Annotated in this window: 23 protein-coding genes; 3 read left to right on the top strand and 20 right to left on the bottom strand. The window is 70.8% G+C overall.

From position 1 onward, the window contains the following. Positions 1-64: 64 nt before the first annotated feature. From AB0P08_RS11325 to gabT, 6 genes are all read right to left on the bottom strand, one after another. Positions 65-1,429, bottom strand: coding sequence for an NAD-dependent succinate-semialdehyde dehydrogenase (locus AB0P08_RS11325; RefSeq protein WP_363589934.1), 1,365 nt, complete (start codon positions 1,427-1,429; stop codon positions 65-67). Positions 1,430-1,454: 25 nt separating this feature from the next. Next, complete coding sequence (locus AB0P08_RS11320; protein WP_363589933.1) at positions 1,455-2,921, bottom strand: NAD-dependent succinate-semialdehyde dehydrogenase; 1,467 nt, start codon at positions 2,919-2,921, stop codon at positions 1,455-1,457. 14 nt (positions 2,922-2,935) lie between these two features. Beyond that, positions 2,936-4,492 carry an APC family permease gene (locus AB0P08_RS11315; protein ID WP_025102346.1) on the bottom strand — a complete coding sequence of 519 codons (1,557 nt, stop codon included), beginning with the start codon at positions 4,490-4,492 and terminating at the stop codon, positions 2,936-2,938. Beyond that, on the bottom strand, positions 4,492-5,376 hold the full coding sequence (locus tag AB0P08_RS11310; protein ID WP_315637813.1) for a universal stress protein: 885 nt from the start codon (positions 5,374-5,376) through the stop codon (positions 4,492-4,494). The genes AB0P08_RS11315 and AB0P08_RS11310 overlap by 1 nt, the downstream gene beginning before the upstream one ends. Further along, on the bottom strand, positions 5,376-6,758 hold the full coding sequence (locus tag AB0P08_RS11305) for a flavin monoamine oxidase family protein (RefSeq protein WP_363589932.1): 1,383 nt from the start codon (positions 6,756-6,758) through the stop codon (positions 5,376-5,378). The genes AB0P08_RS11310 and AB0P08_RS11305 overlap by 1 nt, the downstream gene beginning before the upstream one ends. A 91-nt stretch (positions 6,759-6,849) precedes the next feature. Then, entirely contained in the window at positions 6,850-8,211 is a 1,362-nt protein-coding gene (gabT, locus tag AB0P08_RS11300; protein WP_363589931.1) for a 4-aminobutyrate--2-oxoglutarate transaminase, read from the bottom strand. 93 nt (positions 8,212-8,304) lie between these two features. On the opposite strand from gabT, the gene AB0P08_RS11295 reads away from it, so the two are divergent. Further along, positions 8,305-9,813: a PucR family transcriptional regulator gene (locus AB0P08_RS11295; RefSeq protein ID WP_363589930.1), complete on the top strand. Its 1,509-nt coding sequence runs from the start codon at positions 8,305-8,307 to the stop codon at positions 9,811-9,813. Positions 9,814-9,929: 116 nt separating this feature from the next. On the opposite strand, the gene AB0P08_RS11290 is transcribed toward AB0P08_RS11295, so the two are convergent. From AB0P08_RS11290 to AB0P08_RS11265, 6 genes are read right to left on the bottom strand one after another with little or no spacing between them, the layout of a single operon-like run. Continuing rightward, positions 9,930-10,784: a MurR/RpiR family transcriptional regulator gene (locus tag AB0P08_RS11290; RefSeq protein WP_363589929.1), complete on the bottom strand. Its 855-nt coding sequence runs from the start codon at positions 10,782-10,784 to the stop codon at positions 9,930-9,932. Beyond that, positions 10,771-11,586 (bottom strand): phosphonate ABC transporter, permease protein PhnE, encoded by an 816-nt coding sequence (phnE, locus tag AB0P08_RS11285; RefSeq protein ID WP_363589928.1) that lies wholly within the window; start codon positions 11,584-11,586, stop codon positions 10,771-10,773. The genes AB0P08_RS11290 and phnE (AB0P08_RS11285) overlap by 14 nt, the downstream gene beginning before the upstream one ends. Beyond that, positions 11,583-12,377, bottom strand: coding sequence for a phosphonate ABC transporter, permease protein PhnE (phnE, locus tag AB0P08_RS11280; RefSeq protein ID WP_363590150.1), 795 nt, complete (start codon positions 12,375-12,377; stop codon positions 11,583-11,585). The genes phnE (AB0P08_RS11285) and phnE (AB0P08_RS11280) overlap by 4 nt, the downstream gene beginning before the upstream one ends. Before the next feature lie 26 nt (positions 12,378-12,403). Next, positions 12,404-13,207 carry a phosphonate ABC transporter ATP-binding protein gene (phnC, locus tag AB0P08_RS11275; protein ID WP_363589927.1) on the bottom strand — a complete coding sequence of 268 codons (804 nt, stop codon included), beginning with the start codon at positions 13,205-13,207 and terminating at the stop codon, positions 12,404-12,406. A 22-nt stretch (positions 13,208-13,229) separates the two neighbouring features. After that, the gene (gene phnD / locus AB0P08_RS11270; protein ID WP_268776681.1) at positions 13,230-14,219 is read right to left on the bottom strand and encodes a phosphate/phosphite/phosphonate ABC transporter substrate-binding protein; all 990 of its coding nucleotides are present in this window, start codon (positions 14,217-14,219) and stop codon (positions 13,230-13,232) included. Between the two features lie 2 nt (positions 14,220-14,221). Then, on the bottom strand, positions 14,222-14,914 hold the full coding sequence (locus AB0P08_RS11265) for an HAD family hydrolase (protein ID WP_363589926.1): 693 nt from the start codon (positions 14,912-14,914) through the stop codon (positions 14,222-14,224). A gap of 118 nt (positions 14,915-15,032) precedes the next feature. Here AB0P08_RS11265 and AB0P08_RS11260 point away from each other — a divergent pair, with 118 nt between their 5' ends. Next, complete coding sequence (locus AB0P08_RS11260; RefSeq protein WP_363589925.1) at positions 15,033-15,683, top strand: amino acid deaminase; 651 nt, start codon at positions 15,033-15,035, stop codon at positions 15,681-15,683. On the opposite strand, the gene AB0P08_RS11255 is transcribed toward AB0P08_RS11260, so the two are convergent. Both AB0P08_RS11255 and AB0P08_RS11250 read right to left on the bottom strand, forming a co-directional pair. Next, on the bottom strand, positions 15,684-16,097 hold the full coding sequence (locus tag AB0P08_RS11255) for a riboflavin kinase (RefSeq protein WP_363589924.1): 414 nt from the start codon (positions 16,095-16,097) through the stop codon (positions 15,684-15,686). It abuts the gene before it with no gap. Further along, on the bottom strand, positions 16,094-16,603 hold the full coding sequence (locus tag AB0P08_RS11250) for a flavin reductase family protein (RefSeq protein WP_187662209.1): 510 nt from the start codon (positions 16,601-16,603) through the stop codon (positions 16,094-16,096). The genes AB0P08_RS11255 and AB0P08_RS11250 overlap by 4 nt, the downstream gene beginning before the upstream one ends. A 103-nt stretch (positions 16,604-16,706) precedes the next feature. On the opposite strand from AB0P08_RS11250, the gene AB0P08_RS11245 reads away from it, so the two are divergent. Then, a complete protein-coding gene (locus AB0P08_RS11245; protein ID WP_187662210.1) occupies positions 16,707-17,294 on the top strand; it encodes a PadR family transcriptional regulator in 588 nt (195 codons plus the stop codon). Between the two features lie 22 nt (positions 17,295-17,316). Here AB0P08_RS11245 and AB0P08_RS11240 read toward each other — a convergent pair whose 3' ends face one another. The 6 genes from AB0P08_RS11240 to AB0P08_RS11215 form a co-directional block, all read right to left on the bottom strand. Next, positions 17,317-18,201: a ribokinase gene (locus tag AB0P08_RS11240; RefSeq protein ID WP_363589923.1), complete on the bottom strand. Its 885-nt coding sequence runs from the start codon at positions 18,199-18,201 to the stop codon at positions 17,317-17,319. Continuing rightward, entirely contained in the window at positions 18,194-19,573 is a 1,380-nt protein-coding gene (locus AB0P08_RS11235; RefSeq protein ID WP_363589922.1) for an NtaA/DmoA family FMN-dependent monooxygenase, read from the bottom strand. The genes AB0P08_RS11240 and AB0P08_RS11235 overlap by 8 nt, the downstream gene beginning before the upstream one ends. Positions 19,574-19,679: 106 nt before the next feature. After that, the gene (locus AB0P08_RS11230; RefSeq protein WP_363589921.1) at positions 19,680-20,528 is read right to left on the bottom strand and encodes an ABC transporter permease; all 849 of its coding nucleotides are present in this window, start codon (positions 20,526-20,528) and stop codon (positions 19,680-19,682) included. Beyond that, positions 20,521-21,318 carry an ABC transporter ATP-binding protein gene (locus AB0P08_RS11225; protein WP_187662214.1) on the bottom strand — a complete coding sequence of 266 codons (798 nt, stop codon included), beginning with the start codon at positions 21,316-21,318 and terminating at the stop codon, positions 20,521-20,523. The genes AB0P08_RS11230 and AB0P08_RS11225 overlap by 8 nt, the downstream gene beginning before the upstream one ends. Further along, positions 21,318-22,421 carry an ABC transporter substrate-binding protein gene (locus AB0P08_RS11220; protein ID WP_363589920.1) on the bottom strand — a complete coding sequence of 368 codons (1,104 nt, stop codon included), beginning with the start codon at positions 22,419-22,421 and terminating at the stop codon, positions 21,318-21,320. The genes AB0P08_RS11225 and AB0P08_RS11220 overlap by 1 nt, the downstream gene beginning before the upstream one ends. A 218-nt stretch (positions 22,422-22,639) precedes the next feature. Further along, the gene (locus tag AB0P08_RS11215) at positions 22,640-23,767 is read right to left on the bottom strand and encodes a DUF6226 family protein (protein ID WP_363589919.1); all 1,128 of its coding nucleotides are present in this window, start codon (positions 23,765-23,767) and stop codon (positions 22,640-22,642) included. Positions 23,768-23,772: the final 5 nt, after the last annotated feature.

Here is a 23,772-nt window from a genome sequence, read left to right as displayed (position 1 = left end):
GCGAGCGGCCCCCTTGCGTACGCACGCAAGGGGGCCGCTCGGCCGCAAGGGGGTGGGTCGACGATCAGCCGACGCGGATCAGCTTCTTGTTGACGAACTCGTCGGCGGCGAGGTGGCCCAGCTCGCGGGCAGTGCCGCTGCGCTTGATGCCGCCGAACGGGAGCTCCGGGCTGTCGGCGAGCACGAGGTTCACGTAGACCATGCCCGCCTCGATCCTGTCGGCCACCCGCTCCGCCTGCGCCTCGTCCGTCGTGAAGACGTAGGAGCCGAGGCCGAACGTGGTGTCGTTGGCCAGCGCGACCGCCGCGTCCTCGTCCGCGACGCGGTACACGACCGCCGCGGGACCGAACAGCTCCTCGCGGTAGACGTCCATCTCCGGGGTCACGTCGGCGAGCACGGTCGGTGCGAAGAACGCCCCGTCGCGCGTGCCGCCCGTGAGCAGCGTCGCACCCTGGGCGACCGCCGTGTCGATCTGCTTCTGCAGGTTCTCCGCGGCCGCCTCCGACGAGACCGGGCCGAGGACCGTGTCGTCGAGCGTGGGGTCGGTCGCCTCGACGGCCGCCATCGCCGCCGTGAACTTCTCCACGAACGCGTCGTAGAGGTCGTCGACGATGATGAAGCGCTTGGCGCCGTTGCAGGCCTGACCGTTGTTGTCGAGCCGCGCGTCGACACCCGCCTGCACGGTGGCGTCGAGGTCGTCGGTGGAGAGCACGATGAACGGGTCGGACCCGCCCAGCTCCAGCGCGACCTTCTTGAGGTTGCGCCCCGCGACCTCGGCGACCGCGGCGCCGGCGCGCTCGGAGCCGGTCAGCGACACCCCCTGCACCCGCCAGTCCGCGATCATGGCCGCGATCTGGTCGTTCGTCGCGAGCACGTTCTGGTACGCGCCCTTCGGGAAGCCGGCGTCGTGGTAGATCGCCTCGATCGCGCTCGACGACTCCGGGCACTGCGGCGCGGGCTTCAGCAGGATCGTGTTGCCGACGATCAGGTTCGGCGCCGCGAAGCGCACGATCTGGTAGGCCGGGAAGTTCCACGGCATGATGCCCACGAGCGGTCCCAGCGAGGAGCGGCGGATGATCGCCGACCCCTCCCCGAGGATCTTGATGGGCTGGTCGGCCATGATGTCCTCGGCCTGGTCCGCGTAGTACTCGGCGATGTCGGCGGCGAAGTCGACCTCGCCGAGTGCGGCCTCCCGGGGCTTGCCCATCTCGCGCACGAAGATGTCGGCCAGCTCCTCGCGGCGTTCGCGGTGCAGCTCGGCCGCACGGCGCAGAAGCGCTGCACGGTCGGCGACCGTGGTGGAGCGCGACCACTCGCGGTGGGCCTCGTCCGCGGCGGCGACGGCCTCCTCGATCTGCGCGTCGGTGAACGTGTCGTACGACGCCAGGGTTTCGCCGGTGGCGGGGTTGACGACGGCGTAGTCGGTCATGTCTCTCCTCCTCTTGCCGTGCCGGTCAGGAGACCGGGATCAGCGTGTACTTGGTGGACAGGTATTCGTGGATGCCCTCGAAGCCGCCCTCGCGGCCGACGCCGGACTGCTTGACGCCGCCGAAGGGAGCCGCCGCATTCGAGACGACACCCACGTTGAGACCCATCATGCCCGTCTCCAGCGCGTCGATCATCCGCTGACCGCGCTGCAGGTTCTCGGTGAACACGTAGGAGACCAGGCCGTACTCGGTGTCGTTGGCGAGACGCACGGCCTCGTCCTCCGTCTCGAAGGTCGCGATCGCGAGCACCGGGCCGAAGATCTCCTCGCGGAGGATCGCGGAACCGGGGACGACGTCGGTGAGGACCGTGGGCTCGTAGAACGTGCCGGTGCCCTCGAGCGCCTTGCCGCCCGCGAGCAGGGTCGCGCCGCGCTCGACGGCGTCGTCGACGAGCTCGCCGGCCTTGGCCACGGCGTCCTCGTCGATGAGCGGGCCGATCGCCACGCCGTCCTCCGTGCCGCGACCGATCTTCATGCCGTTGACGCGCTCGGTGACGCGCTTGGCGAACTCGCCCGCGACGTCCTTGTGCACGATGAAGCGGTTCGCCGCCGTGCAGGCCTGACCGATGTTGCGGAACTTCGCGGCCAGCGCACCCTCCACGGCCTTGTCCAGGTCCGCGTCGTCGAACACGACGAACGGGGCGTTGCCGCCGAGCTCCATCGACACCCGGAGCACGCCCTCGGCGGCCTGCGCGATGAGCTTGCGGCCGACCTCGGTCGATCCGGTGAAGGAGAGCTTGCGCAGGCGCGGGTCGGCGATGATCGGCGCCGACAGGGCACTCGACTTCGAGGTCTGCACCACGTTGACGACACCCTTGGGCAGACCGGCCTCTTCGAGCAGCGTCGTGAAGAAGATGGTCGTGAGCGGCGTGAGTGCCGGGGGCTTGATCACCACGGTGCAGCCGGCGGCGAGGGCCGGGGCGATCTTGCGCGTGGCCATCGCGAACGGGAAGTTCCACGGCGTGACGAAGAACGACGGCCCCACGGGGCGCTGCGACACGATCATGTGACCGGTTCCCTCGGGGTTCAGGCCGTAGCGGCCGCTGATGCGCACAGCCTCCTCGCTGAACCAGCGGAGGAACTCGCCGCCGTAGGCGACCTCGCCGCGGGCCTCGGCGAGGGGCTTGCCCATCTCGAGCGTCATCAGCAGCGCGAGGTCCTCCTTGCGCTCCTGCACGAGGTCGAACGCCCGGCGGAGGATCTCCCCGCGCACGCGCGGCGCGGTCGCGGCCCACTCGTCCTGTGCGGCGACGGCGACGTCGAGCGCCCGGATGCCGTCCGCGGGGGTGGCGTCGGCGATCGTGCGGATCACCTGGTTGGTCGAGGGGTCCTTGACGTCGAAGGTCGCGCCGGTCTCCCCCTCGATCCACTCCCCGCCGATGAAGAGGCCGGTGGGGATGCTGTCGAGCAGCGCCTGCTCGTTCTGAGTGCTCATGGATTCTCTCTCTTTCAGACGGACGTGGGACGACGACGGCGGCTGGGCGGAGCGTCCATACCCAGCGTCTCACCGCGGAAGAAGGCCGGGCGGCGGATGGCGTTCCAGATCATCACGGCGATCCCGACGACGATGATGAGGATGCCGAGGATGAAGACGATCCCGATGCCGCCGATCTCCGACCCGGAGCCGTAGGCCGGGTCCATGGAGTCGATCAGCGTGGTGAAGAACAGGATCGCCAGGATGATGCCGCCCACCAGCGGGAACAGGAAGGTGAAGAAGACGTTCCGCGCCGAGTCGAACCACTGCTTGCGGAAGTACCAGACGCAGGCGAACGCCGTGATCCCGTAGTAGAAGCAGATCATCATGCCGAGCGTGAGGATCGTGTCCCATAGGGTGTCCTCGCTGACCACGCGCATCACGGCGTAGAACGCGGAGGCCACGATGGCCGACACGATGGTGGCGTAGCCCGGGGTGAAGAACCGGGGGCTCACCTTCGCGAACGACTTCGGCAGCGCGCCGTAGTGACCCATCGCGAGCAGGGTGCGTGCCGGACCGACGAACGTCGACTGCAGCGACGACGCCGAGCTCGTGAGCACCGCGAGCGACACGAGGAACGCGAGCGGCCCGAGGATCGGCCCGGAGAGGTGGAAGAACACGTTCTCCTGGATGTCGCCGTTGCCGAGGCCGAGCTCCCCCGTGCCGACGCCCGCGAACATGATCATCGCGACGGCGAGGAGCAGGTAGAGCGAGACGATCGTGAGCACCGTGACGGTGGCCGCGCGACCCGGGGTCTTCTCCGGGTCCTTCGTCTCCTCGTTCATGGTGAGGGTGACGTCCCAGCCCCAGAAGATGAAGATCGACAGCGACAGACCGGCGGCGACCGCGCTGAACGACGAGATCGCGAACGGGTTGAACCAGTTGAGGTCGAACGGCTGGTAGTCGAAGCCGTTGCCGCCCACGGCCTGCACGATCGCGGCGACCGCGAAGAACACGAGCACGAGGATCTGGAATCCGACCAGCCAGTACTGCAGCTTCTGCGTGGTCTGCATGTCCCGGTACGACACCCACGTCGCCCCGAGCATGAAGAGCAGGCACACGCCGATGTTGATCCATGTCACGCCGGCGAGATCGGCGATCTCGGCGTTGCCCGTGATCTGCGACAGCAGCAGGAACAGGAAGTCGACCGCGACGCCGGCGAGGTTGGAGAGCACGAGGATCGTGGCGACCACGAGGCCCCAGCCGGCCATCCAGCCCACCCACGGCCCGAACGCCCTGGCGGCCCAGGTGAAGGACGTGCCGGAGTCGGGCATGCGGTTGTTGAGCTCGCGGTAGCCGAAGGCCACGAGGAGCATCGGGATGAAGCCGACGAGGATGATCGCCGGGATCTGCGCGCCCACCTCGGACGCGGTGGGGCCGACGGCGGCCGTGAACGTGTAGGCGGGGGCGATGCACGAGATGCCGATCACGACGGCGCCGATCAGGCCGACGGTGCCGGCGCTCAGGCCCTTCGTCGAGATTCCGGTCGTGACGCCGGATGCGGGCTCCGTCGCCCGGTTGGTGCTGCTCATCAGCGGTCTCCTGCTTCGATGCGGGTGCGCGGGACGACGATCATGGGGACGGGCAGCTCGTGCAGCATCTTCGCCGCCGTGGAGCCCAGGAAGAGACGGCGTGGCTGCGCCAGACGGCTGGAGCCGACGAGGACGACCTCGCCGGGGAGCCAGGAGAGTCCGGCGACGGCGTCCTCCACCGTCTCGCCCGGCGCCTCCTCGACGACGGCGCCGAGGCCGTCCGGCAGGCGCTCGGCCGCCACGGCCAGCACCTGGTGCGCGTGCTCGCTGCCGGCGAGGCGGATCGCGCCGGTGTCGAGTCCCGGCGGCACGTCGAACGGCACGAGCGACACCAGCCGGAGGCTCACCTCGGCCGCGCCGGCGAGGGCGACGGCCTGGTCGAGCACGCCCTCCGCGCCGGGACGCGTGCCGACGGCGACGGTGACGCGCGGAAGCACGTGGTCGTCCTGCTGGGCGAGCCCGGAGGGTGCGAGGGCCACCGGGATCGGCGAGGAGTGCAGCAGCTCCGATGCGACGCTGCCCAGGCGATGTCGGCCGAAGAGGCCGCCGCCGGCCGTGCCGATCACGATGACGCTGGCGTCGAACTCCTCGCCGGCGGCGATGAGCCCCTCGGCGAACGACTCGGAGAACCGCACATGGCCGCTGCGCACGAGCTCCTGCGGGAGACGCACGACCGCGTCCTGCAGCCAGCTCCGCGCCTGCTTCCGGATGACGTCCTCATAGGCGCGCTCCGGTGGCACGGCGGCGCTCCGGGTGCCCTCGGTCGGCAGCACGATCACGAGGTGGAGGGTCGCACCGATGCTGCGCGCCAGACGTGCGCCCAGCGCCGCCGCGTCCGCCCCCGCATCCGTCGCCGTGTAGCCGACGACGACCGAGCCGGTCATCAGCCGATGCTCTCGGGAGCGCCGGCCTCGCGGCGGGCGTCGACGATGTTCGCCGCGACGAAGTGGCCCATGCGGATCGCCCCGTCGACGTGCTGGTAACCCGCTCCCGCCATGTCGCTGCAGGCGAAGTGGATCGGTCCGACGGGCGTGCGCAGGTCGGCGCCGTAGCGGTGCAGGCCGCCCAGGTCGAAGCTCGCGGCGTAGGCGCCACGCGTCCACTCCTCGCTGCCCCAGTCGCTCTCGTAGTACACGACCGGGTTCTTCGCCTCGGGACCGTAGTAGTGCGACAGCGACTCGAGGATGCGCTCCTTGCGGTCCTCGGCGGACAGCTCGAACACGCCGTCGGCGTTCGCATCGGACACGAAGCCGACCAGAGTGCCGCGCTCGTCGCCGTGGTTGCTGTTGTCGTAGGCCTCGTGCGAAAGCTCGTACGGGCTGAACGCCGTGCCGCTCAGGCCCTGCTCGCGCCAGAACGGGCGGTCGTAGACGGCGTGCACCTTGATGACGAAGCCCATCGAGAGGTGCTGGTGCAGCTGGTGCTGCCGACGCGGCAGCGGCGGGACGAAGGAGATGCGGTTGTAGAGGATGGGGGCGTGCGCGAGGATCGCGTACCGCGCCCGCACCGTGAGGTCGTCGGTGGTCGCCACGACCCCGTCATCCGACCACTCCAGGCTGCGGACGGGCTGGTTCAGCAGTACGTCCTCGCCCAGTCGCTCGGCGAGGCGCAGCGGCACCTGCTGGAGCCCTCCCACGACGCGCTTGTCGAGGATGAAGTCGGCGTCGACGAGGTTCGAGTACGAGCCGGCCGAGGCAGCCATGAGCAGCGACTGCAGCAGCGAGAAGGCGTGGGTCGGCTTGGTCAGCATCGCCGAGCCGGTGGCGAAGGCGAGGTTGCGCACGGCTTCGTCGTCGTCGGTCTGCGAGCGCAGCCAGGCGTCCCAGGAGATCGAGTCCCACTCGGCCGCGTTCGGGTGCTCCCACGGCTTGTCCGGGTCGATCTCGGCGACGAGGGCGTCGAGGATGCCGGTGATGCGCGCGATCACGGCCTCGGTCTCCGCCGACACCGGGAACATCTCGCCCGTGAAGCGGTGGGCCTGCCCGTCCGGGCCGACGTAGACGCTGTCGCCCTCGCGGTACCGGCTGTAGGTCTCGAGCCCCAGCTCCTCGATCGTGTCCTTGAGCGCGTCCTGGTCGGGCGAGACCCACTGGCCGCCGATCTCCAGCATGGCGCCGTCGATCACGTCGGTCCACAGGCGGCCACCCACGCGGTCGCGGGCCTCCAGCACGGCGACCGACAGCCCGGCCTTCCGCAGGTCGTTGGCCGCCGTGAGCCCTGCGGCTCCGGCGCCCACGATCAGCACGTCGCGGGTGATCTCAGCCATCTGCAACTCCTTCGTCGTCGGGGGATGCGGGGGATGAAGTACCGGTCGCGTCCCGAAATCCCCCGATCCGGGGACGCGACCGGACAGGGTGTCAGGCGCCGGCGAGCGCCTCAGCCACGACGTCGAGGCCCTCATTCAGCAGCTCGTCGCCGATGGACAGCGGCGGGAGGAAGCGGATGACGTTGCCGTACGTGCCGCAGGTGAGGACGATGACGCCCTGGGCGATGCACGCCTTGGCCACAGCAGCCGTGAGCGCGGCGTCCGGAGCGTTGGTCTCCGGGTCGACGAACTCGGCGGCGACCATCGCACCGTGACCGCGGACGTCGCCGATGCGGGCGTCCTCGGCCTGGAGGGCGGTGAGGCGGCCGAGGAGGATCTCGCCGATCTCGCGGGCACGCTCGATGACGCCGTCGTTCTCGAACACGTCGATGGCCGCGAGCGCCGCGGCGCACGCGATGGGGTTGCCGCCGTAGGTGCCGCCGAGGCCACCGGAGTGCGACGCGTCCATGATCTCGGCGCGGCCGGTCACGGCGGCGAGCGGCAGCCCGCCCGCGATGCCCTTGGCGGTGGTGATGAGGTCGGGCTCGATGCCGAAGATCTCGCTGGCGAACATGTGTCCGGTGCGGGCGAACCCGGTCTGCACCTCGTCGGCGATGAAGACGACGCCGTTCGCGCGGCACCAATCGACGATCGCGGGGAGGAAGCCGTCGGCGGGGACGATGAAGCCCCCTTCACCCTGGATCGGCTCGATGATGACGGCGGCGAGGTTGTCGGCGCCGATCTGCTTCTCGAGCTGGAGGATCACGCGGGCCGCGGCCTCGCCGCCCTCGAGCCCGTCGCGGAACGGGTACGACATCGGCGCGCGGTACACCTCGGGGGCGAACGGTCCGAAGCCGCTCTTGTACGGCATCGACTTCGCGGTCAGCGCCATGGTGAGGTTCGTGCGGCCGTGGTAGCCGTGGTCGAACGCGACGACGGCCTGACGACCGGTGTGCTTGCGGGCGATCTTGATCGCGTTCTCGACGGCCTCGGCGCCGGAGTTGAACAGGGCGCTCTTCTTGGCGAAGTCGCCGGGGGTGACGCGGTTGAGCGCCTCGGCGACGCCGACGTACGACTCGTACGGCGAGATCATGAAGCAGGTGTGCGTGAACTGCGCCGCCTGCGCGGCCACGGCGGCGGCGACCTTCGGGTGCGCGTTGCCGACCGTGGTCACGGCGATGCCGGAGCCGAGGTCGATGAGCGAGTTGCCGTCGGCGTCGACGACCACTCCTCCCCCGGCCGCGACGGCGGCGACCGGCACGGTGTGACCGACACCGGCGGCGACCGCGTCCGCCTTGCGGGCGAGGACCTCGGCCGACCGCGGGCCGGGGAGTTCCGTGACGAGGCGACGCTCCTGCGGGAGGTCGGGGCCGCCGAGGGGGACTGCGGGTGCTGCGGTGTCGGGGAGAGCCATGCCGCGAGCGTACGGCGGCAGCGGAGACGGCCGCATTCGCCGGGTCGTACAATCGAAGAATTGATTTCGCCGTCTCGTACAACCGGAGATCGTATGGCCCCCGCCGATCCCTCCACGCTGTCCGCCCTGCTGCGCCGCCGGGACCTCGATCTGCGCCTCGTCTCCACCGCAGCGGATCTGCCGGACGGCGCGCTCGACCGGCCGCTGCGCTGGGTGCACAGCTCCGATCTCGCGGACCCGACGCCCTTCCTCGCGGAAGACCTCGTGCTCCTCACCACCGGCACGCAGTTCGACGACGCGGAGGCCATCGCCCCCTACGTCGTCCGCCTGGCGGAGCGCGGTGTGCTGGGGCTCGGATTCGGGACCGACGTGCATCGCTCGGGAACACCGGAAGAGTTGATCGCGTCGTGCGCCGACCAGGGCATTCCGCTGTTCGAGGTGCCGTACCGCACGCCGTTCATCGCCGTGGCCCGCGCGCACTCCGAGGCGATCGCGGCGCAGGCCTACGCCCGGCGCACCTGGGCGCTGGACACCCAGCGCGCCCTCGCCCTCGCCGCCCTCCGGCCGCGCGGGCTCGAGGCGATCATCACCGAACTCGGCCGTCGACTCGGCGCCTGGGCGGGCATGTTCGACGCGGCCGGCGACCTGATCGTCGCCCACCCCCGCGACGCCCTCTCGGCGACTGTCCGGGAAGGGCTCGGGACCCGGGTTCAGGAGATCCTCGACCGCGGACTCGAAGCGGGGCAGTCCCTCACCCTCGATGCGCACACCTTCATGCTCTTCACGGTGGGGCGGGGCGGGCACCTGCGCGGCGTCCTCGCCGTAGCGGCCGACGCCCTCGACCAGGAGGCCAGGGCCGTCGTCACCTCGGTCATCGCGATGGCGGGACTGGCGCGTGAGCAGAGCGAGCAGCTCGCCCGCGGCCGACGCCGGCTGCACACGCAGCTGCTGCGCTCGCTCCTGAGCGACGACCCCGGCCTCGCGCGCCGTGTCCTCGGCAGCCTTCCGCCCGCCCCCGTGGTGGTGGCGGTGACCGGGGATGCCCCGGCCGAGCCTCTCCTCGATTGGTGGGAGCGCCGACGGGTCGAGCACGGGACGCCCGCCTTCCTCGCGGACTCCGAGGACGGCGTGGTCATCTGCGTGTCCGCGGCCGACGAGGCTCTCCTCGACGACGCGGCCTCGCGCTTCAGCGCCCGCGTCGGCGTCTCGGCCCCGGAGGGGTACGACGCCTTCTCCCGCGCGCACGCCCAGGCGCTCATCGCTCTCCGACAGCCGGGCACGAGCGGCGCCGTCCGGTACGCCGACACGGTCGGATCCAGCCTGCTCACGGCGCTGGCGACGGATGAGGCCCGGCTCGTCGCGGAGTCGCGGCTCGCTCCGCTCCGGGAACACGACGCCGCCCACGGCACCGCGCTCGAACACGCGCTGCGGACCTGGCTCGACCACGACACGCGGGCCGAGCAGGCCGCGGCCGCCCTCGGCATCCATCGGCACACCCTCCGCTCCCGGGTCTCCCATGCCGGCGCCCTCCTCGGGGTCGACCTCACGACCTTCCCCGCCCGGGCCGAGGTGTGGGCCCTCCTGCAGACCGCCCGCGACTGACCCGGCCCCTTCCGTCCCCCCCGCGTCGCCTGCACGACCGCGCGACGCCTGCACGACGGATCGGCCCGCAAGGTCATGCCCGCGGACCGAGGTCGTGCAGCCGGAACCGCGGCCCCTCAGCCGTCGAGGTTGTCGGAGACCACTTCGAGGGCGTGTGCCCGAGCCTGGACGGCGGCGTCGCCGCGGGCGGAGGTGACCGCGGCCGCGAAGACCTCGGCGAACACGAGGAAGGCGACGCGGGAGGCGTGCTGCAGCTCTTCGCGGAAGCTCACCCCGGCCGGGGTGATGACGAGCGACAGGGAGGCCGCGTCGGTCAGCGCGGAGGACGCGAACGAGGTGAGTGCGACCACCGTCGCACCGCCTCGGGCGGCGGCGGTCGCGACACGCAGGCTCGCCTCATTGGCTCCGGAACCACTGACGATGACGCACACGTCCTGCTCCGTGAGATGCCGAGCCGCGATCTGCTGGGCGATGGCGTCGGCGATGAACTCCGCCGGTCGCCCTGCCGCCGTGAGCCGCATCGCCAGATCGCTCGCGATCGGCGACGAGAGACCGTTCGCCAGGACCAGCACACGTCGCGCGGAAGCGGTCGCGCCGACTGCCGCGTCGACGGTCGCCGGGTCCAGGAGACTCGCCAGCACGGGGAGGGACGCCGCGACACGGTCGATCTCACCGCGCATCCGCCCCAGCACACCCGGCCCGTGATCGACCGCAGCGTCACCGCTCCCCCCGCCGAGCTCGGCGGCCAACGCGACCCGGAGCTGCGGGTAGCCGCGGTAGCCGAAGCCCTGGCACGCGCGGACGACGGTGGCGCGGCCGACACCCGCCCGGTCAGCGAGCTCCTGCGCTGTCCACTCCACGACGGCGTCGGCGGAGTCCAGGATGAGCTCGGCCACCCGCCGCTCCGCGGGCTGCAAGGTGTTGCGGACCGCGGCGATGCGCACGGTCGGCGGAGCGCTAGGGGCGAACACGGGCTCGGGCTCCCTCCATGATCCGGCGGCGGATCGCGCCGGATACCGCGTCGATCAGCATCGTCACCGCGACAACCACGATGAGCAGGACACCCACCGTCGACCACTCACGGTACTGGGTGTAGGAGGTGAGCATGTCACCGATGCCGCCGACGCCGATGAGGCCGAGGACGGCCGACGAGCGCACGTTGATCTCGAAGCGGAAGAGCCAGAACGACCAGAACGCCGGTTCCGCCTGTGGCCACACTCCCCATCGCAGCACCTGGAGAGTGCTGCCGCCGGCCGCGTGTGCCGCCTCGATGGGGCCACGGGGCACGGCTTCGACGGCCTCATAGCCCCATTTGCCGAGGGTGCCGATGCCGTTGAGTGCGAGCGCCAGGGCTCCCGTGAAGGGCGTGAGCCCTGTCACCGAGAGGATCACGATCGCGATGATGATCTCCGGGACCGCGCGGATGAGAGAGAACAGCCCGCGAAGCAGATTGCGCAGCCAGACCGGTCCGAAGCCGCGAGCGGCCAGCAGGCTCAGGGGTGTCGCGAGGAGGATGCCGAGCACTGTGCCGACCCAGGCCATCTCGATGCTCCGCCAGGTCTGCCACAGGGCCTCGGGGAGCCTCTCCCAGTTCGGGTCGCCGAACATGAGTACGGTGTAGCGGACGATCTCCGCCGGGAGATCGGCGAGGCGCGCCCAGGAGATGTCGATCGACCAGAAGGCCAGCACGATCACGGCGGTCACGAGGCCCCATCCGACGAGGAGCCAGGGGCGCCGAGGCCGGGCGGGGACGGCGGTGAGGGGCGCGGTCATACGAGCCTCCGCCGGACGGCGTCGGAGACCACGTCGATCACGATCACCACGATGAGGATCTCGAGGATGATGAGCGAGAGCTGGTCGTAGCGGTAGAACGTGCGGACGGCGTCGATGAGCAGCCCCATCCCGCCCGCGCCGACGAGTCCGAGCACGGTCGATGCGCGCACGTTGAGCTCGAAGACGTAGAGGGTCTGGTTCGCGAAGGCGGGCCAGGCGTCCGGAAGGGCGAGCGTCCGGTTGATCTGCATCTGCGTCGCGCCCACGGCCCGGCCGGCCTCGAGGGGCCCGCGGTCGTTCGTGTCGATGGCCTCGGAGACGAGCTTGACGATGATGCCGATGTTGAACAGGACCAGCGCCAGGATCCCGGGAAGGGCACCGACGCCCACCATCGCCACGAGGATGGCGGCGTACAGCAGGTCGGGAACACTGCGCACGACGTTGAGGACCCCGCGCACGACCAGTCTCGCGCCCGTGTTCGGGTTCGTCGCCCGCGCCGCCCAGAAGCTCAGGGGCAAGGACACGGCGGCGCCCAGGGCGGTGGCGATGACCGCCATCTGCAAGGTCTCGATCAGCGGCGGGACCGTGCGCGGGAAGAACGACCAGTCGGGCACCAGCAGCTTCAGCACCTTGTCGGCGCCGTTCTGCCAGTTGCGCGCGATCGCGTCGAGGTCGACTCCGATGCCGACACCGGGCAGACACATCACGACCGTCACGGCGACCACACCCGCCAGGACAGCGGCGCCCTTCCAGGCACCGGGTGGGCGCGCGGGCACGTCGAGCGGTGCCACCGCGGTGTCCTGGTCGACGACGGGGGTCACGCGTCCAGCCGATCGTCCGAGGTGAGCGACCGGCCGTAGATGCCCTCGAAGTCCGCGTCCGAGGCACCGGCGGCGGGGCCGTCGTAGACGATCTCGCCCGCGCGCATGCCGATCATCCGGGCGCCGTATTCACGGGCGAGGTCGAGCAGGTGGAGGTTGACGAGCACCGTGATGCCGAGATCGCGGTTGATGCGCCGCAGGTCGTTCATCACGCCGTGCGCCGTGGGCGGGTCGAGGCTCGCCACCGGCTCGTCCGCCAGGACGACGCGAGGCTCCTGCGCCAGAGCGCGGGCGATCGCGACGCGCTGCTGCTGGCCGCCGGAGAGATCGGAGGCCCGCGCGTGCAGCTTGGGCAGGATCCCGACCCGGTCGAGCGCGTGGTACGCGCGCTGCCGGTCAACCTCAGGATAGGCACCGAGGAGTGTGCGCCACAGCGGCGTGTGGGCGAGACGCCCGACGAGCACCTTGTGCAGCACGCTGGCGCGACCGGCGAGGTTGAAGCCCTGGAAGACCATGCCGATGTCCCCCCGGAGCCGGCGCAGCGTGCGCGGGGAGGCGCCGCTGACGCGATGCCCGCCGACGTCGAGGGTGCCGGACGTGACCGGCACCAGGCCGTTGATCGTGCGGATGAGAGTCGACTTCCCCGAGCCGGAGAGCCCGACGACGGCGACCATCTCGCCCGCGGCGATGTCCAGTGAGACGCGGTTCAACCCGATCGTGCCGTTCGGATAGCGCACCGTCACATCGTCGAGACGGATGTTCCACGGCGTGGACGCCGCGGCCGGAGCCGCGGCGTCCACCGGGTGATGCGGAGCGGACAATTTACTGCAGCCCCAGGGCCTCGGCGGCCCGGGCGACGACGTCGAGCGACGCGGGGTCGGCCGGTGCGAGCTTGGTGATCGAGTAGATGCTCTCCAGGATCGTCGAGCCCTCCTCCGTGTTCGAGAACTCCTCGAGCGCGGTCGTGATGCGCTCCTGCAGCTCCGGGGACAGGTCGGCAGACAGAGCGACGCCGTCGTTCGGGATCTCCTCGGTCATGGCGAAGACGACGACCTTCTCCCCCACGTCCGGGGTGTCCTTCTGCACGATCGTGCGGGCGTCCCAGAAGCTGAAGCCCACCTCCGCGTCGCCGTTGTAGACGGCCAGCACGGACGCGTCGTTCGCAGTCACCGGGATCTGCTCGATGTCCGCGTCCGTGTCCAGGCCCGCCTCCTGGAGCGCGAGGATCGGGTAGATGTAACCGGCGGGGGACCCCGGGCCGAGGACGGCGACCTTCGCGCCCTCCACCTTGTCGATGCTGTCGAGACCGGCGGGTCCGGTCATGGCGTCGGCGCCGTTGCAGAAGAGCATCCCGTCACGCGCGACCGGCTCGTCCTCGCAGTACTTGTCGGGGTTGTTCGTCATGAACTGCGCCGGGTAGGTGATGTTGCCGTTGCGCTCGGTCTGCAACACGACGGACGCGTCGTACATGTCGTTCGCCTGCCAGAGCTGCAGCGACGGCAGGAAGCCGATCTGCGCCTGCCCCGCGCCCATCGCCTCGACCGCGGCCTGGTAGTCCTTCGAGACGACACCGGTCACCTCGATCCCGAGCTCCTCCGTGAGGTAGTCGGTCAGCGGGGCGGCTGTCTCCACGAGGCCGTCCTGGTCCTGCGACGGGACGAGGGCGAGGACGAGGGAGTCCGGATCCTCGGCGGGGGCGGCGGACGGGTCGGACCCGGCAGCGGTGCCGGAGCACCCGGCGAGCGCGACGGTCAGCAGGGCACCGGCGGCGGCGAGACCGAGAACCGGGCGGCGGAAGGGGGAGGTACGCATGATCATCCTTCGGTGGTGAGGGGGTGTGAAGTGGACGGAACGGAGGAGTCGGTGGCCCGCAGCCAAGCCTCGAGCTGCGGTGCGAGAGTGGCGAAGTCGGCCGCGCGGAAGGTCGGGGTCGCTGCCGGGTCGGCGAAGCCGCCGATCAGCGCGGTGGCGTGGCCGCGGGCGTGTGCGGGAGCGAGATCGTTTCGCCACATGTCGCCGATGCTCAGGATGCGGGCATCGGGCGGCAGCGCGTCGAGGACCTCCTCCATCCCGGCGGGCTTGCGGGCATCGGTCACGATGCGGTCGAACAGTCCCGCGAGCCCGAGGTGCTCCAGAGCCTCCGGAAGACGCACGGCGGGGGCGTTGGTCACCAGCACGCGCTCCGCTACGGGGCCGGCGGTCCGAAGGAACTCGACCAGGCCGCTCGGGACCGTGACCGGAGCCGCAGCCGTGGCGAGCTGGGCGCGGCTCGCCAGGTAGGCCGCGCTGAGCACGGCACCGTCGGCGCCGAAGCTGTCCGCCGCGCGGCGGACGACGTCGTACCCGTCGACGGCGTCGGGGCCCGCGACGGCGAGCGCGACGCGGACGTCGTCGACGAACCGCTCCGACGCGCCCAGCGCGGTGGCCACATGTCGGGCGTAGGCGAGGACAGGGCCGTCGCCGAGCGCGATCGTGCCGTCGAAGTCGAAGAGGAGGATGGTGGTCACGGGGTTCCTTCCGTGCGGACGCTCCGTCCAGCATGGGCAAACGACATGGACGGAACGCCCACAGCGCATGAACGCCGCGTGAACACTCCGTCCACGTCGTTCCCGTATGGTGAACGCCGTGTCCGAACTCGCTGCCCTCATGCACGCCGCCGACCGCGCCGCGACCAGCACCCCGGTCGCCGCGCAGAGCGCGATCGACGCGTTGCCCTGGCTCGATGCCTCACTCCGGGCTGATCGCGATGCGAGGCGCTTCGCCGCGTGGGGCCGGTCGACCGCCGTCGACGAGAACACCGGCACGGGCGTCATCGCGCCCGCCCTGTTCGACGAACTCCACCGGCGCGCGGGCCTGCCGGCGACCTGGCCGGTCGGTAACGCCGGGCTCCTGCACTGCTACGGCTACCTGCTCTCGCGGGAGCCCACCCCCTACGGCCTCAAGAGCGACCGCTGGCTGACCCCGGCGCTGCCTGTCGCCTGCGGACTCCCCGAGGACGCCTTCCTCCCCTGGCTCCCCGGTCCGACACTCCTGGCCCGAGCGACCGCCGCGGCCGCCGCCCTGTCCGCAGGCCTGCACGGATCCACGGTCGCCGTCGCCGGCCGCGAGAGTCGGGTCTTTCTGAGCGCGTCGGAGGGGCCGGCGGCCCTGGCCTACGCGGTCGCACCATCGCCGAGGCTCCCCCCGCTCCCGGTCACGCTCTTCCCCGTGACCGACGCGGCGGCGATCCTCACCGAGTTCCCCACACTGCCGCGACTCCGCTGGAACGCGGCGTAGTCAGCGCCTCGCGAACGTGCGCCGCTCCGCGGCGAGAAGCCGCCGCGAGGCCGCGACATCCGCGGCGGTCCGGGCGACGAGCTCCTCGACCCCATCGAAACGGAGCGTCGGCCGGAGCTGCGCGACGAGCTCGACCGACAGCAGCTGCCCGTAGAGGTCGCGGTCGATGTCGTGGAGGTGCACCTCGAGACGCCGCGCCCGGTCGCCGCAGAACGTCGGATTGACGCCGATGCTCGCCGTCGCCTCCCACCGCCGGTCGTCGCCGGGCAACAGCGCCCACGCCGCATAGATCCCATCGTCGGGCAGCAGCCGCTCGGACAGGGCGAGATTCGCGGTCGGGAAGCCGAGCAGCCGACCGCGACCGTCGCCGGGGACGACCAGACCGGAGAGCACCCGGGGCGCCGGTCCGCTCACACGTCTCCGGCGGGCGAGATGGCACGGTAACGGCTCTGGTGGAACACGAGCGGCTCGACGCCGTCGAAGAGCGTCACATCCTGGATCTCGTAGAGCGCGATCTCGTGGTCGCCACCGTCGAACGTGCTGTGCAGCCGGCACGTGAGCCAGAGCGCGGCGTCGTCGATCAGCACGGCCCCACCCTCCGAGCGATGCCACGCATGGCCGCCGAACCGGTCGCCTTCGCGCGCGGACAGGGAGCGGCTGAGCGGCTCATGGTGCGCCGCGAGGACACTCATCCCCAGTTCGGGGACGGCGCGCAACACGGGCCACGTCTTCGAGGTGCGCGCGGCGCTGACGGCGACGAGGGCGGGCTCCAGCGAGATCGAGGTGAAGGAGTTGACCGCCATACCGACGGCGCGGTCCTCGACGTGCGCGGCCAGCGCGACCACACCGGTCGGGTAGACGGAGAAGGCGCGACGGAGAGCGCGATCCCGCGGCAGGGCGTCGGTCACGGCAGTGGTCATCACGAAGTCCTTTCGGTAGTCAACTTTGACTAGTTTGGATTATATGCATTTTTGACCATGCAAACAACAGGTTCCACCGCACTGAGCCGTTAGCATGAAGCGCATGTCGACCACCCGCCTCGTCGTCCTCGGTGCCGTCAAGCAGTTCCAACCGGTGCACGGCTACTTCCTGCGCCGCGAGCTCATGACCTGGCACGTCGACGAGTGGGCGCACATCCAGCCCGGTTCGATCTACAACGCCCTCCGCGCGCTCGAAGTCGACGGCTACGTGGCGGAGAGCGGCACCGAGACGGAGGGCAAGCGCCCCGCGCGCACCACCTACCGCATCACCCCGGCCGGCGAGGTGGAGCTGCAGCGCATGCTGCGCGAGAACCTCTGGAACGTCGCGGCCTTCGACACCCAGGCGATCATGACCGTGGCCTCGTTCATGTTCGTCCTCAGCCGGCAGGAGGTCATCGCCGGCCTCGAGCACCGGCTCATCAAGAGCGACGCGATCATCACGCAGAACGGCTTCGACGTGCAGGACACCCTGCGCTCGGAGACGACCCCGGAGTACGTGCGCGAGATCTTCGACCTCTCCACCGCCCGACTCACCGCCGAGAAGGAGTGGCTCCTGACGCTGCTGGAGCGGCTGCGTGCCGGAGCGTACACATTCGCCGGCGAGACGGCGGAGACCACCCCTACGCGCTGATACCGCCGCGCCCAGCGCGGACTCAGCGCCGCGCTACCAGAGCCTCCAGAGCGGTGACGGACAGCGCCGGAGTGGTCGCCCCACGGTGACGGGCGACGATCGCCCCCGCGGCACAGGCACGGACGAGAGCGTGCTCGATGTCGTGACCCTGGGCGAGCCCCGCAGCGAGGGCGCCGCAGAAGGCATCCCCGGCTCCCGTCGTGTCGACGGCGTCGATGCGGAAGGCCGGCACGTGCACGCCGGGGCGCCCTGGCCGATGCAGCGTCACACCGGCGGCCCCCTCCGTGAGCACGACCGCCCCGGCGCCGGCGCCGAGGAGCCGCTCGACGCCGCCGAGTTCCGCGCACTCCGTCTCGTTCACGACCAGCACGTCCACCTCCGGCAGCAGGTCGACGGCGGCGGGGTGCGCGGGGGCGGCGTTGAGGATCGTGAGGGTCCCGGAGGCATGTGCGGCGGCCAGGGCGGCGGCGACCGCGGCGAAGGGCACCTCGAGCTGAGTGAGCATCACGGCCGCCCCGACGGTCCCGGCCACGGCGTCTTCCGGAGTGAGCTCGCCGTTCGCCCCCGCCGCCACGAGGATGCTGTTGTCGCCGTCGTCGAAGGCCAGCACGTGCGCGACCCCGGTCGGCGCGGACGCGGAGCGGCGGAGCGCGGCGTCCACTCCCGCCTCCGTCACCGCCGCCTCCAGAACGGCGCCGGCCTCGTCCGCTCCGACGACGCCGCAGAACGTGGTCACGGCTCCCGCGCGGGCCGCGGCGACAGCCTGGTTCAGACCCTTGCCACCGGGGAAGCGGCCTCCGGCCCGGCCGAGCAGCGTCTCACCGACGCGGGGAGGACGCGACACCTCGACCACGAGGTCGAGGTTCGCGCTCCCCACGACGGCGACGCCGGCGAGGCTGTCAGACACGGGCCATCGTCCGCCGGAACGACGACCCGATGTGGGAGTCGGCGAGCGCGGGCGTCGGGGTGCCCATCAGCCGTTCCCGCAGCGACTCCGGCTCGGCTGCGGGGTCGGCGATCGCCCCGCGCTCCTTGAGGATCGGCAAGACGTGCTCGATGAAGTCGGCGGTCGAGGCCGGCGGGATCACCGGAGCGAAGAGGAAGCCGTCGAGGTCGGCGCCGTCGGCGAGCTCCATCATCCGGTCCGCCACCTGCTCCGGCGTGCCCACGATCGGGCGGGCGCCCACGCCGTGCGCGTGCCAGTCGCCCAGGACATCGCCCACCGTCTTGTCGGCGAAGCGCGCGACCTGCGTCTGCGAGAGTTCGGTGCGGAGCTCGGACATCGGCGTGCTCGGGTCGTACGACGACAGGTCGAGACCGGTGAACCAGGCGTAGGAGGCGACGGTGACCTCGGGATTCTGCGCATCGGCGACCTCCGCGTAGGCGCGGCGGGCCTCCTCCTCGGTGCTGCCGACGACCGCGGCGAACGCCGACATGATCTTCACCTCGTGCGCCGCACGGCCGTTCTTCACCGCCTCCTCGCGGATCGCCGAGGAATGCGTGCGGAGCTGCTCGACCGAGCCGCTCCCGACGAAGATCGCCTCGCCGTGCTTGCCGCCGAACTCGCGACCGGCGGGCGACGCCCCGGCCTGGAACAGCACCGGCGTGCCCTGCGGCGAGCGCTGCGTGTTGCCGTAGCCGTGCGAGCGGAAGTAGGGCCCGTCGTGCGCGATGCGGTGGACCTTGGCCGGGTCGGCGAAGCGACCGGACTTGTCGCGCTCCAGCGCCCCTTCCTCCCAGGCCCCCTCCCACAGCTTGTAGACGACCTGCATGAAGTCGTCCGCCATCAGATAGCGCTCGTCGTGTCCCACCATCGGCACGCCGAAGCCCTGCACCGCGGTGTCGGCGGTGCCGGTGGTGACGACGTTCCAGCCGATCCTGCCCCCGGACAGGATGTCGAGAGTGGCCAGGCGTCGGGCGAAGGAGTACGGCGGCTCGAGCAGGGTCGATCCGGTGGCGACCAGGCCCAGGCGGGTGGTCTCCGGGATGAGGGCGGCGAGGATGATCGCCGGGTCGAGCCGCGGCAGATCCAGGCCCTCGACGGAGCAGATCTCCGGCCGCTCACCGGCGACGTCGGCCCAGCCCCACGCGTCGGCGAGGAAGAGGAAGTCGAAGCCCGCGTTCTCGACCAGGCGCGCGGTGTCGCGCCAGTAGTCGAGCTTGTCGAAGAGGTAGCGCCGATTGTCGGGGTGGCGCCAGGTCGCGGTGCCGGAGTCGTTCGCCTGGGCGTTCTCGAAGAGTCCGAGACGCAGGGTCTTCACGGGGTGCTGAGCGGTCATGGCGGATGCCTTCCTGGAGTGGGGGATGGAGTCGTTCGGAGTTTCCGGGCACGCCGGGGGAACCCGGGGGCGCGGGGTCGCGCCCCCGGGACCGGGGGTCGTGCGGTCAGCCCTTCGCGGTGACCTCGCCGTCGCTCCACCACAGGACGCGCCGGCGCACCACCGCGAGGAGCACGATGAGGAGCACCCCGAGCAGGCAGAGCAGAGCGATGCTCGCCCAGGTCACGGGCAGGTTCGCCTGTGCCGCCGAGGTGGTGACGAGGGAGCCGAGACCGGCCTGCTGACCGGCCGCGACGAACTCGGCCACGGCGGCGCCGACGACGGCGAGGGGCAGTGCGATCCGCAGACCGGCGAACACGTACGGCATGCTGCCGGGGAACCGCAGCTCGCGGAAGATCTCCCACCGCGAGGCGTGCAGCGTCGTGAACACGTCGAGCGCCTTCTGGTCCACGTCGCGGAGGCCGGCGAGCGAGTTCACGAGCATGGGGAAGAAGACCACGAGTCCTGTGACGATGAACTTCGGCACCATGCCGAACCCGAAGGCGACGACCAGCGCCGGGGCGATCGCGACGATCGGCGTCACCATCACGATGATGACCAGCGGCATGACGGCCCGCTCGATGATCTGGAACTCGGCCATCACGACGGCCAGCAGGAAGCCCGCCAGTATGCCGGCGGAGGCCCCGACGACGACCTCCAGCAGCGTCACGAGGAAGTTCGACCAGTACATGCCCGGGTCCTCGACGAGGCTGGCGCCGATGGCCTCCAGCGTCGGCAGGACGTACGGGTTGGTCCACGCCACGATCTGCCAGAGCAGAGCCGCGATCACGAACGTGATCAGGGTCGGTCCCCACGAGCCCCAGCGGAGCCAGCCGGGGATGCCGCGGCGGGGCTGCGCCTTCAGCCGCGCCGTGGCGAGGGTGGCGGTGGTGTCTCTCATCGTCAGCTCAGACATGGGCCTTCTCCGTCTGCGCGCGCAGCGCACCGCGCACGACTGCCTCCAGGTCGCGGAACTCGTCCGTCGCGTACGCCTCCTCGGTGCGCGGTCGCGGGAGGTTCACATCGATCACCTCGGCGATGCGGCCAGGGTGGGCCGCCATCACCACGATCCGGTCGGAGAGCATGATCGCCTCCGGCACCGAGTGCGTCACGAACATCACGGCCTTGCGGTTCGACTGCCAGAAGTCCAGCAGGGCGATGCGCTGCAGGTCGCGGTTCATCTCGTCGAGGGCGGAGAACGGCTCGTCCATCAGCATGATCGCCGGGTCGAACACGAAGGCCCTGGCGATCGCGGCGCGCTGCTGCATACCGCCGGAGAGCTGCCCCGGGTACTTCTTCAGCGCATGCCCGAGGCCGAACGTCGACAGCAGCTCGGCGGGGTCGCGGAGTGCGCGGTCGCCGTTGGCCCCGCGGTTGATCCGCACGGGGAGCTCGACGTTCTCGCGCACCGTCTTCCACGGCAGCAGCGCCGGGGACTGCGGGACGAGACCGATCTTCTTGTCGCGCGAGGCCGCCGTGACGCTCTCGCCGTCGATCGTGACGGTGCCGGAGTCGGCGTCGAGGAGTCCGGCGACCACCTTGAGCAGCGTGGACTTGCCGCATCCGCTGGGACCGATGACCGACACGAACTCGCCCATGCCGATCGTGAGGCTCACATCGTCGAGCACCGTCACCTGGGCTCCGTCGACGCCGAAGGACTTCGAGACGTTCCTGACCTCGACGCCCGCGCCGTGTGCCGCGGTCATCACTTCTCCGCCCAGACGAGGGTGTCGCCGTCGTACAGGTCGGCCACGAGATCCGGGTCCATCATGTCGGCGATGGCGGGGAGGTCCTTGACGTCGCCGTACTCCTGCACGATCTCGTACTCGGGCTGCCACATGTCCTCGGTCTGCACGCCGGGGTTGCCGCCCGCGCTCTCGCGCACCCAGGCCGACTCGACCTCCCACGTACGGGCGAGCTGATCGCGCGGGAACGCCGCACCCTGGCCGTTCTCCTCCGCGAGGGCCGCCAGCATGTCGATGCATTCGTCCGCCTCGTCGAGGCAGAACTGCAGGGCCTTGAGGCTCGCGCGCATGAAGTCGGCGGCGACCTCACGGTGCTCGTCGAGGAAGCGCGAGTTCACCTCCATGACGTTGTACGTGCCCTCGACGCCGAGGTCGGAGGGCAGGAACTCGCTGAACGGGAGGCCCTGTGCCTTGAGGGTCTGCGGCTGGTTGGAGGCGTAGCCGACGATCGCGTCGACCTGCTCGCGCACGACGACGGTCGGGTCGTAGTTGGTCATCTTCACCATCTCGACCTTCGAGACGTCGACCCCGGCCTCATCGAGCATGGCCGAGGCGATGGGCGTGAGGTTGATGAAGTACCCCAGCGAGCCGCCTTCGAGGTCGGTGAGGTCGGTGAGCTTCTCGTTGCCGAAGATCGAGAACGGCGGGGTCGTGCCGTAGGTCGCGACCGCGGTGAGGTTCTTGCTGTTCGCCGCGGCGAGCATCACATCGGAGGCGGAGCCGAGAGCGGTGAACTGCGCCTGCCCGGAAGCGACGAGCTGCTGCCCGTTCGCACCGGACGCGTTGATCTCCACGTCGAGGCAGAGGTCGTCGAAGTAGCCCAGCTCCTTCGCCAGGAACACGTCGAGCTGCCCGGCGCTGGCGGAGTAGCCGTAGCCGGAGATGTAGGTGATGGTGCCGGCATCCTGGTTGCGCTGGCAGGCGTCGCTGCCGCCCGCGCTCGTGGGGGCGGTATCGCCGCCGGGCGCCGGCGAGGAGCATGCTCCGAGCGTCAGCGTGGCGGCGAGAACGCACGTCAGGGTGGCAGTGGTGCGGAATCGGGTTTCCGCAGAGGAAGTAGCCATGAGGGTCCCTTCTCGGCCGTTCGTCATTGATGGCTCGATGAAAGTAACATAGTCAATCTTGACTAAGCAAGATCAAACTAACTCCATCCACACGATCCGGTGACGGATGCACGACTCCCCCGGGCCTCGGCTCGTGCGCGCGCAACACGGTCGTGCATCCGTGGCCCGGGGAGAGAACGAGAAGGAACAGTGTCCAGGCCGGGACGGAACGGGCGGGGTCAGACCGGGGTCGAGCGGAGCGGCCAGGCGGGCCACCAGCCGTCGTCGAGCCCGCGCAGCAGGGCGGCCGTGCGCTCTCGCGCCTTCGCGGGCATCTCCGGAGCGGGGCCTGAGCTGCTCTCCCGCCGCTCGCCGTCCGGCGACCGGATCTCGGTGTACAGCCACGCGCGGCGACCGACAGGATACTTCTCCCGGAAGCCACCGGCGGCGACCGACAGCAGGATCCGCTCCAGCTCGTCCGCCGCCGTCTCGGCGGTCTCGTCGCAGGCATCGCAGATGCACGACGGCACGATCGCGTGGAAGTGGGCGCCCGCCTCGACGCTGACGGAGGGAACGGTCGGCGTGATGACGACTCGCGCACCGCGCGCCGGTTCGAGCACGACGCGCTCCGTCCCGTCCTCCCCCGACTCTCGCCGCGCCTCGACCTCGTACTCGCGGGAGAGGTGCTCGACGAGCGCGTCGACCACGAGAAGCAGCGGTGCGAAGCGCTCCGGGTGGCTCTCCCGAGAGTACGACTCCTCCGGCGCGATGCCATCGGGCCAGCGGCGTCCGTAACGGATGACCTCGCCGCGGTCGTCGTGGAAGGTCAGGGGCGGGAGAGCGGGCCGGACATACGCGCGCGCCGGGACGACGACGACCGCGGGAGCGGAATCCTCCGCGGACAGCGCTCTCATCTCCTCGTCATCGATGTCGTCCTGCTCCCACGACGCGAGCATCTGCAGGAACGCATCCCGCTGGTCGGGCTGCTGCACCATCCCCTGCACGAGACCCGCGACCGGGATGGAGAGGGTGTTCGTCCCGATCTCCGGCTCGCTCGTCATCCGCCAGGTCGCGGCCGGGTGCACGACCGCGATGACGTTGCCGACGAAGCGCGCGGCGGCCGCCGCGAGGTCCGGGCGGTCGAGGATCTCAGGACGCGCTGCCACCACATCCCACGTCGCCGCGAGGTCGTCGGCCAGCAGCGCGGGGTCGATCCCGAGGCCCCGCAGGAAGTCGGCGAACGGCTCGAAACCGTCGACGAAGCGGACCGGCCGCGGGGCCTCCGCCGGCGATGGCATCCACAGGATCGCGGCGGCACCCGCCTCGGGAATCGGGCCGAAGGGACCGGGGAAGACGGCACTGCTCATCGACC

The sequence above is a fragment of the Microbacterium meiriae genome (assembly GCF_040686935.1).
In the GTDB taxonomy this organism is placed as follows: domain Bacteria; phylum Actinomycetota; class Actinomycetes; order Actinomycetales; family Microbacteriaceae; genus Microbacterium; species Microbacterium meiriae.
Note: the sequence above shows the minus strand (reverse complement) of the source record. Positions and strands in the feature narration are given on the sequence as shown.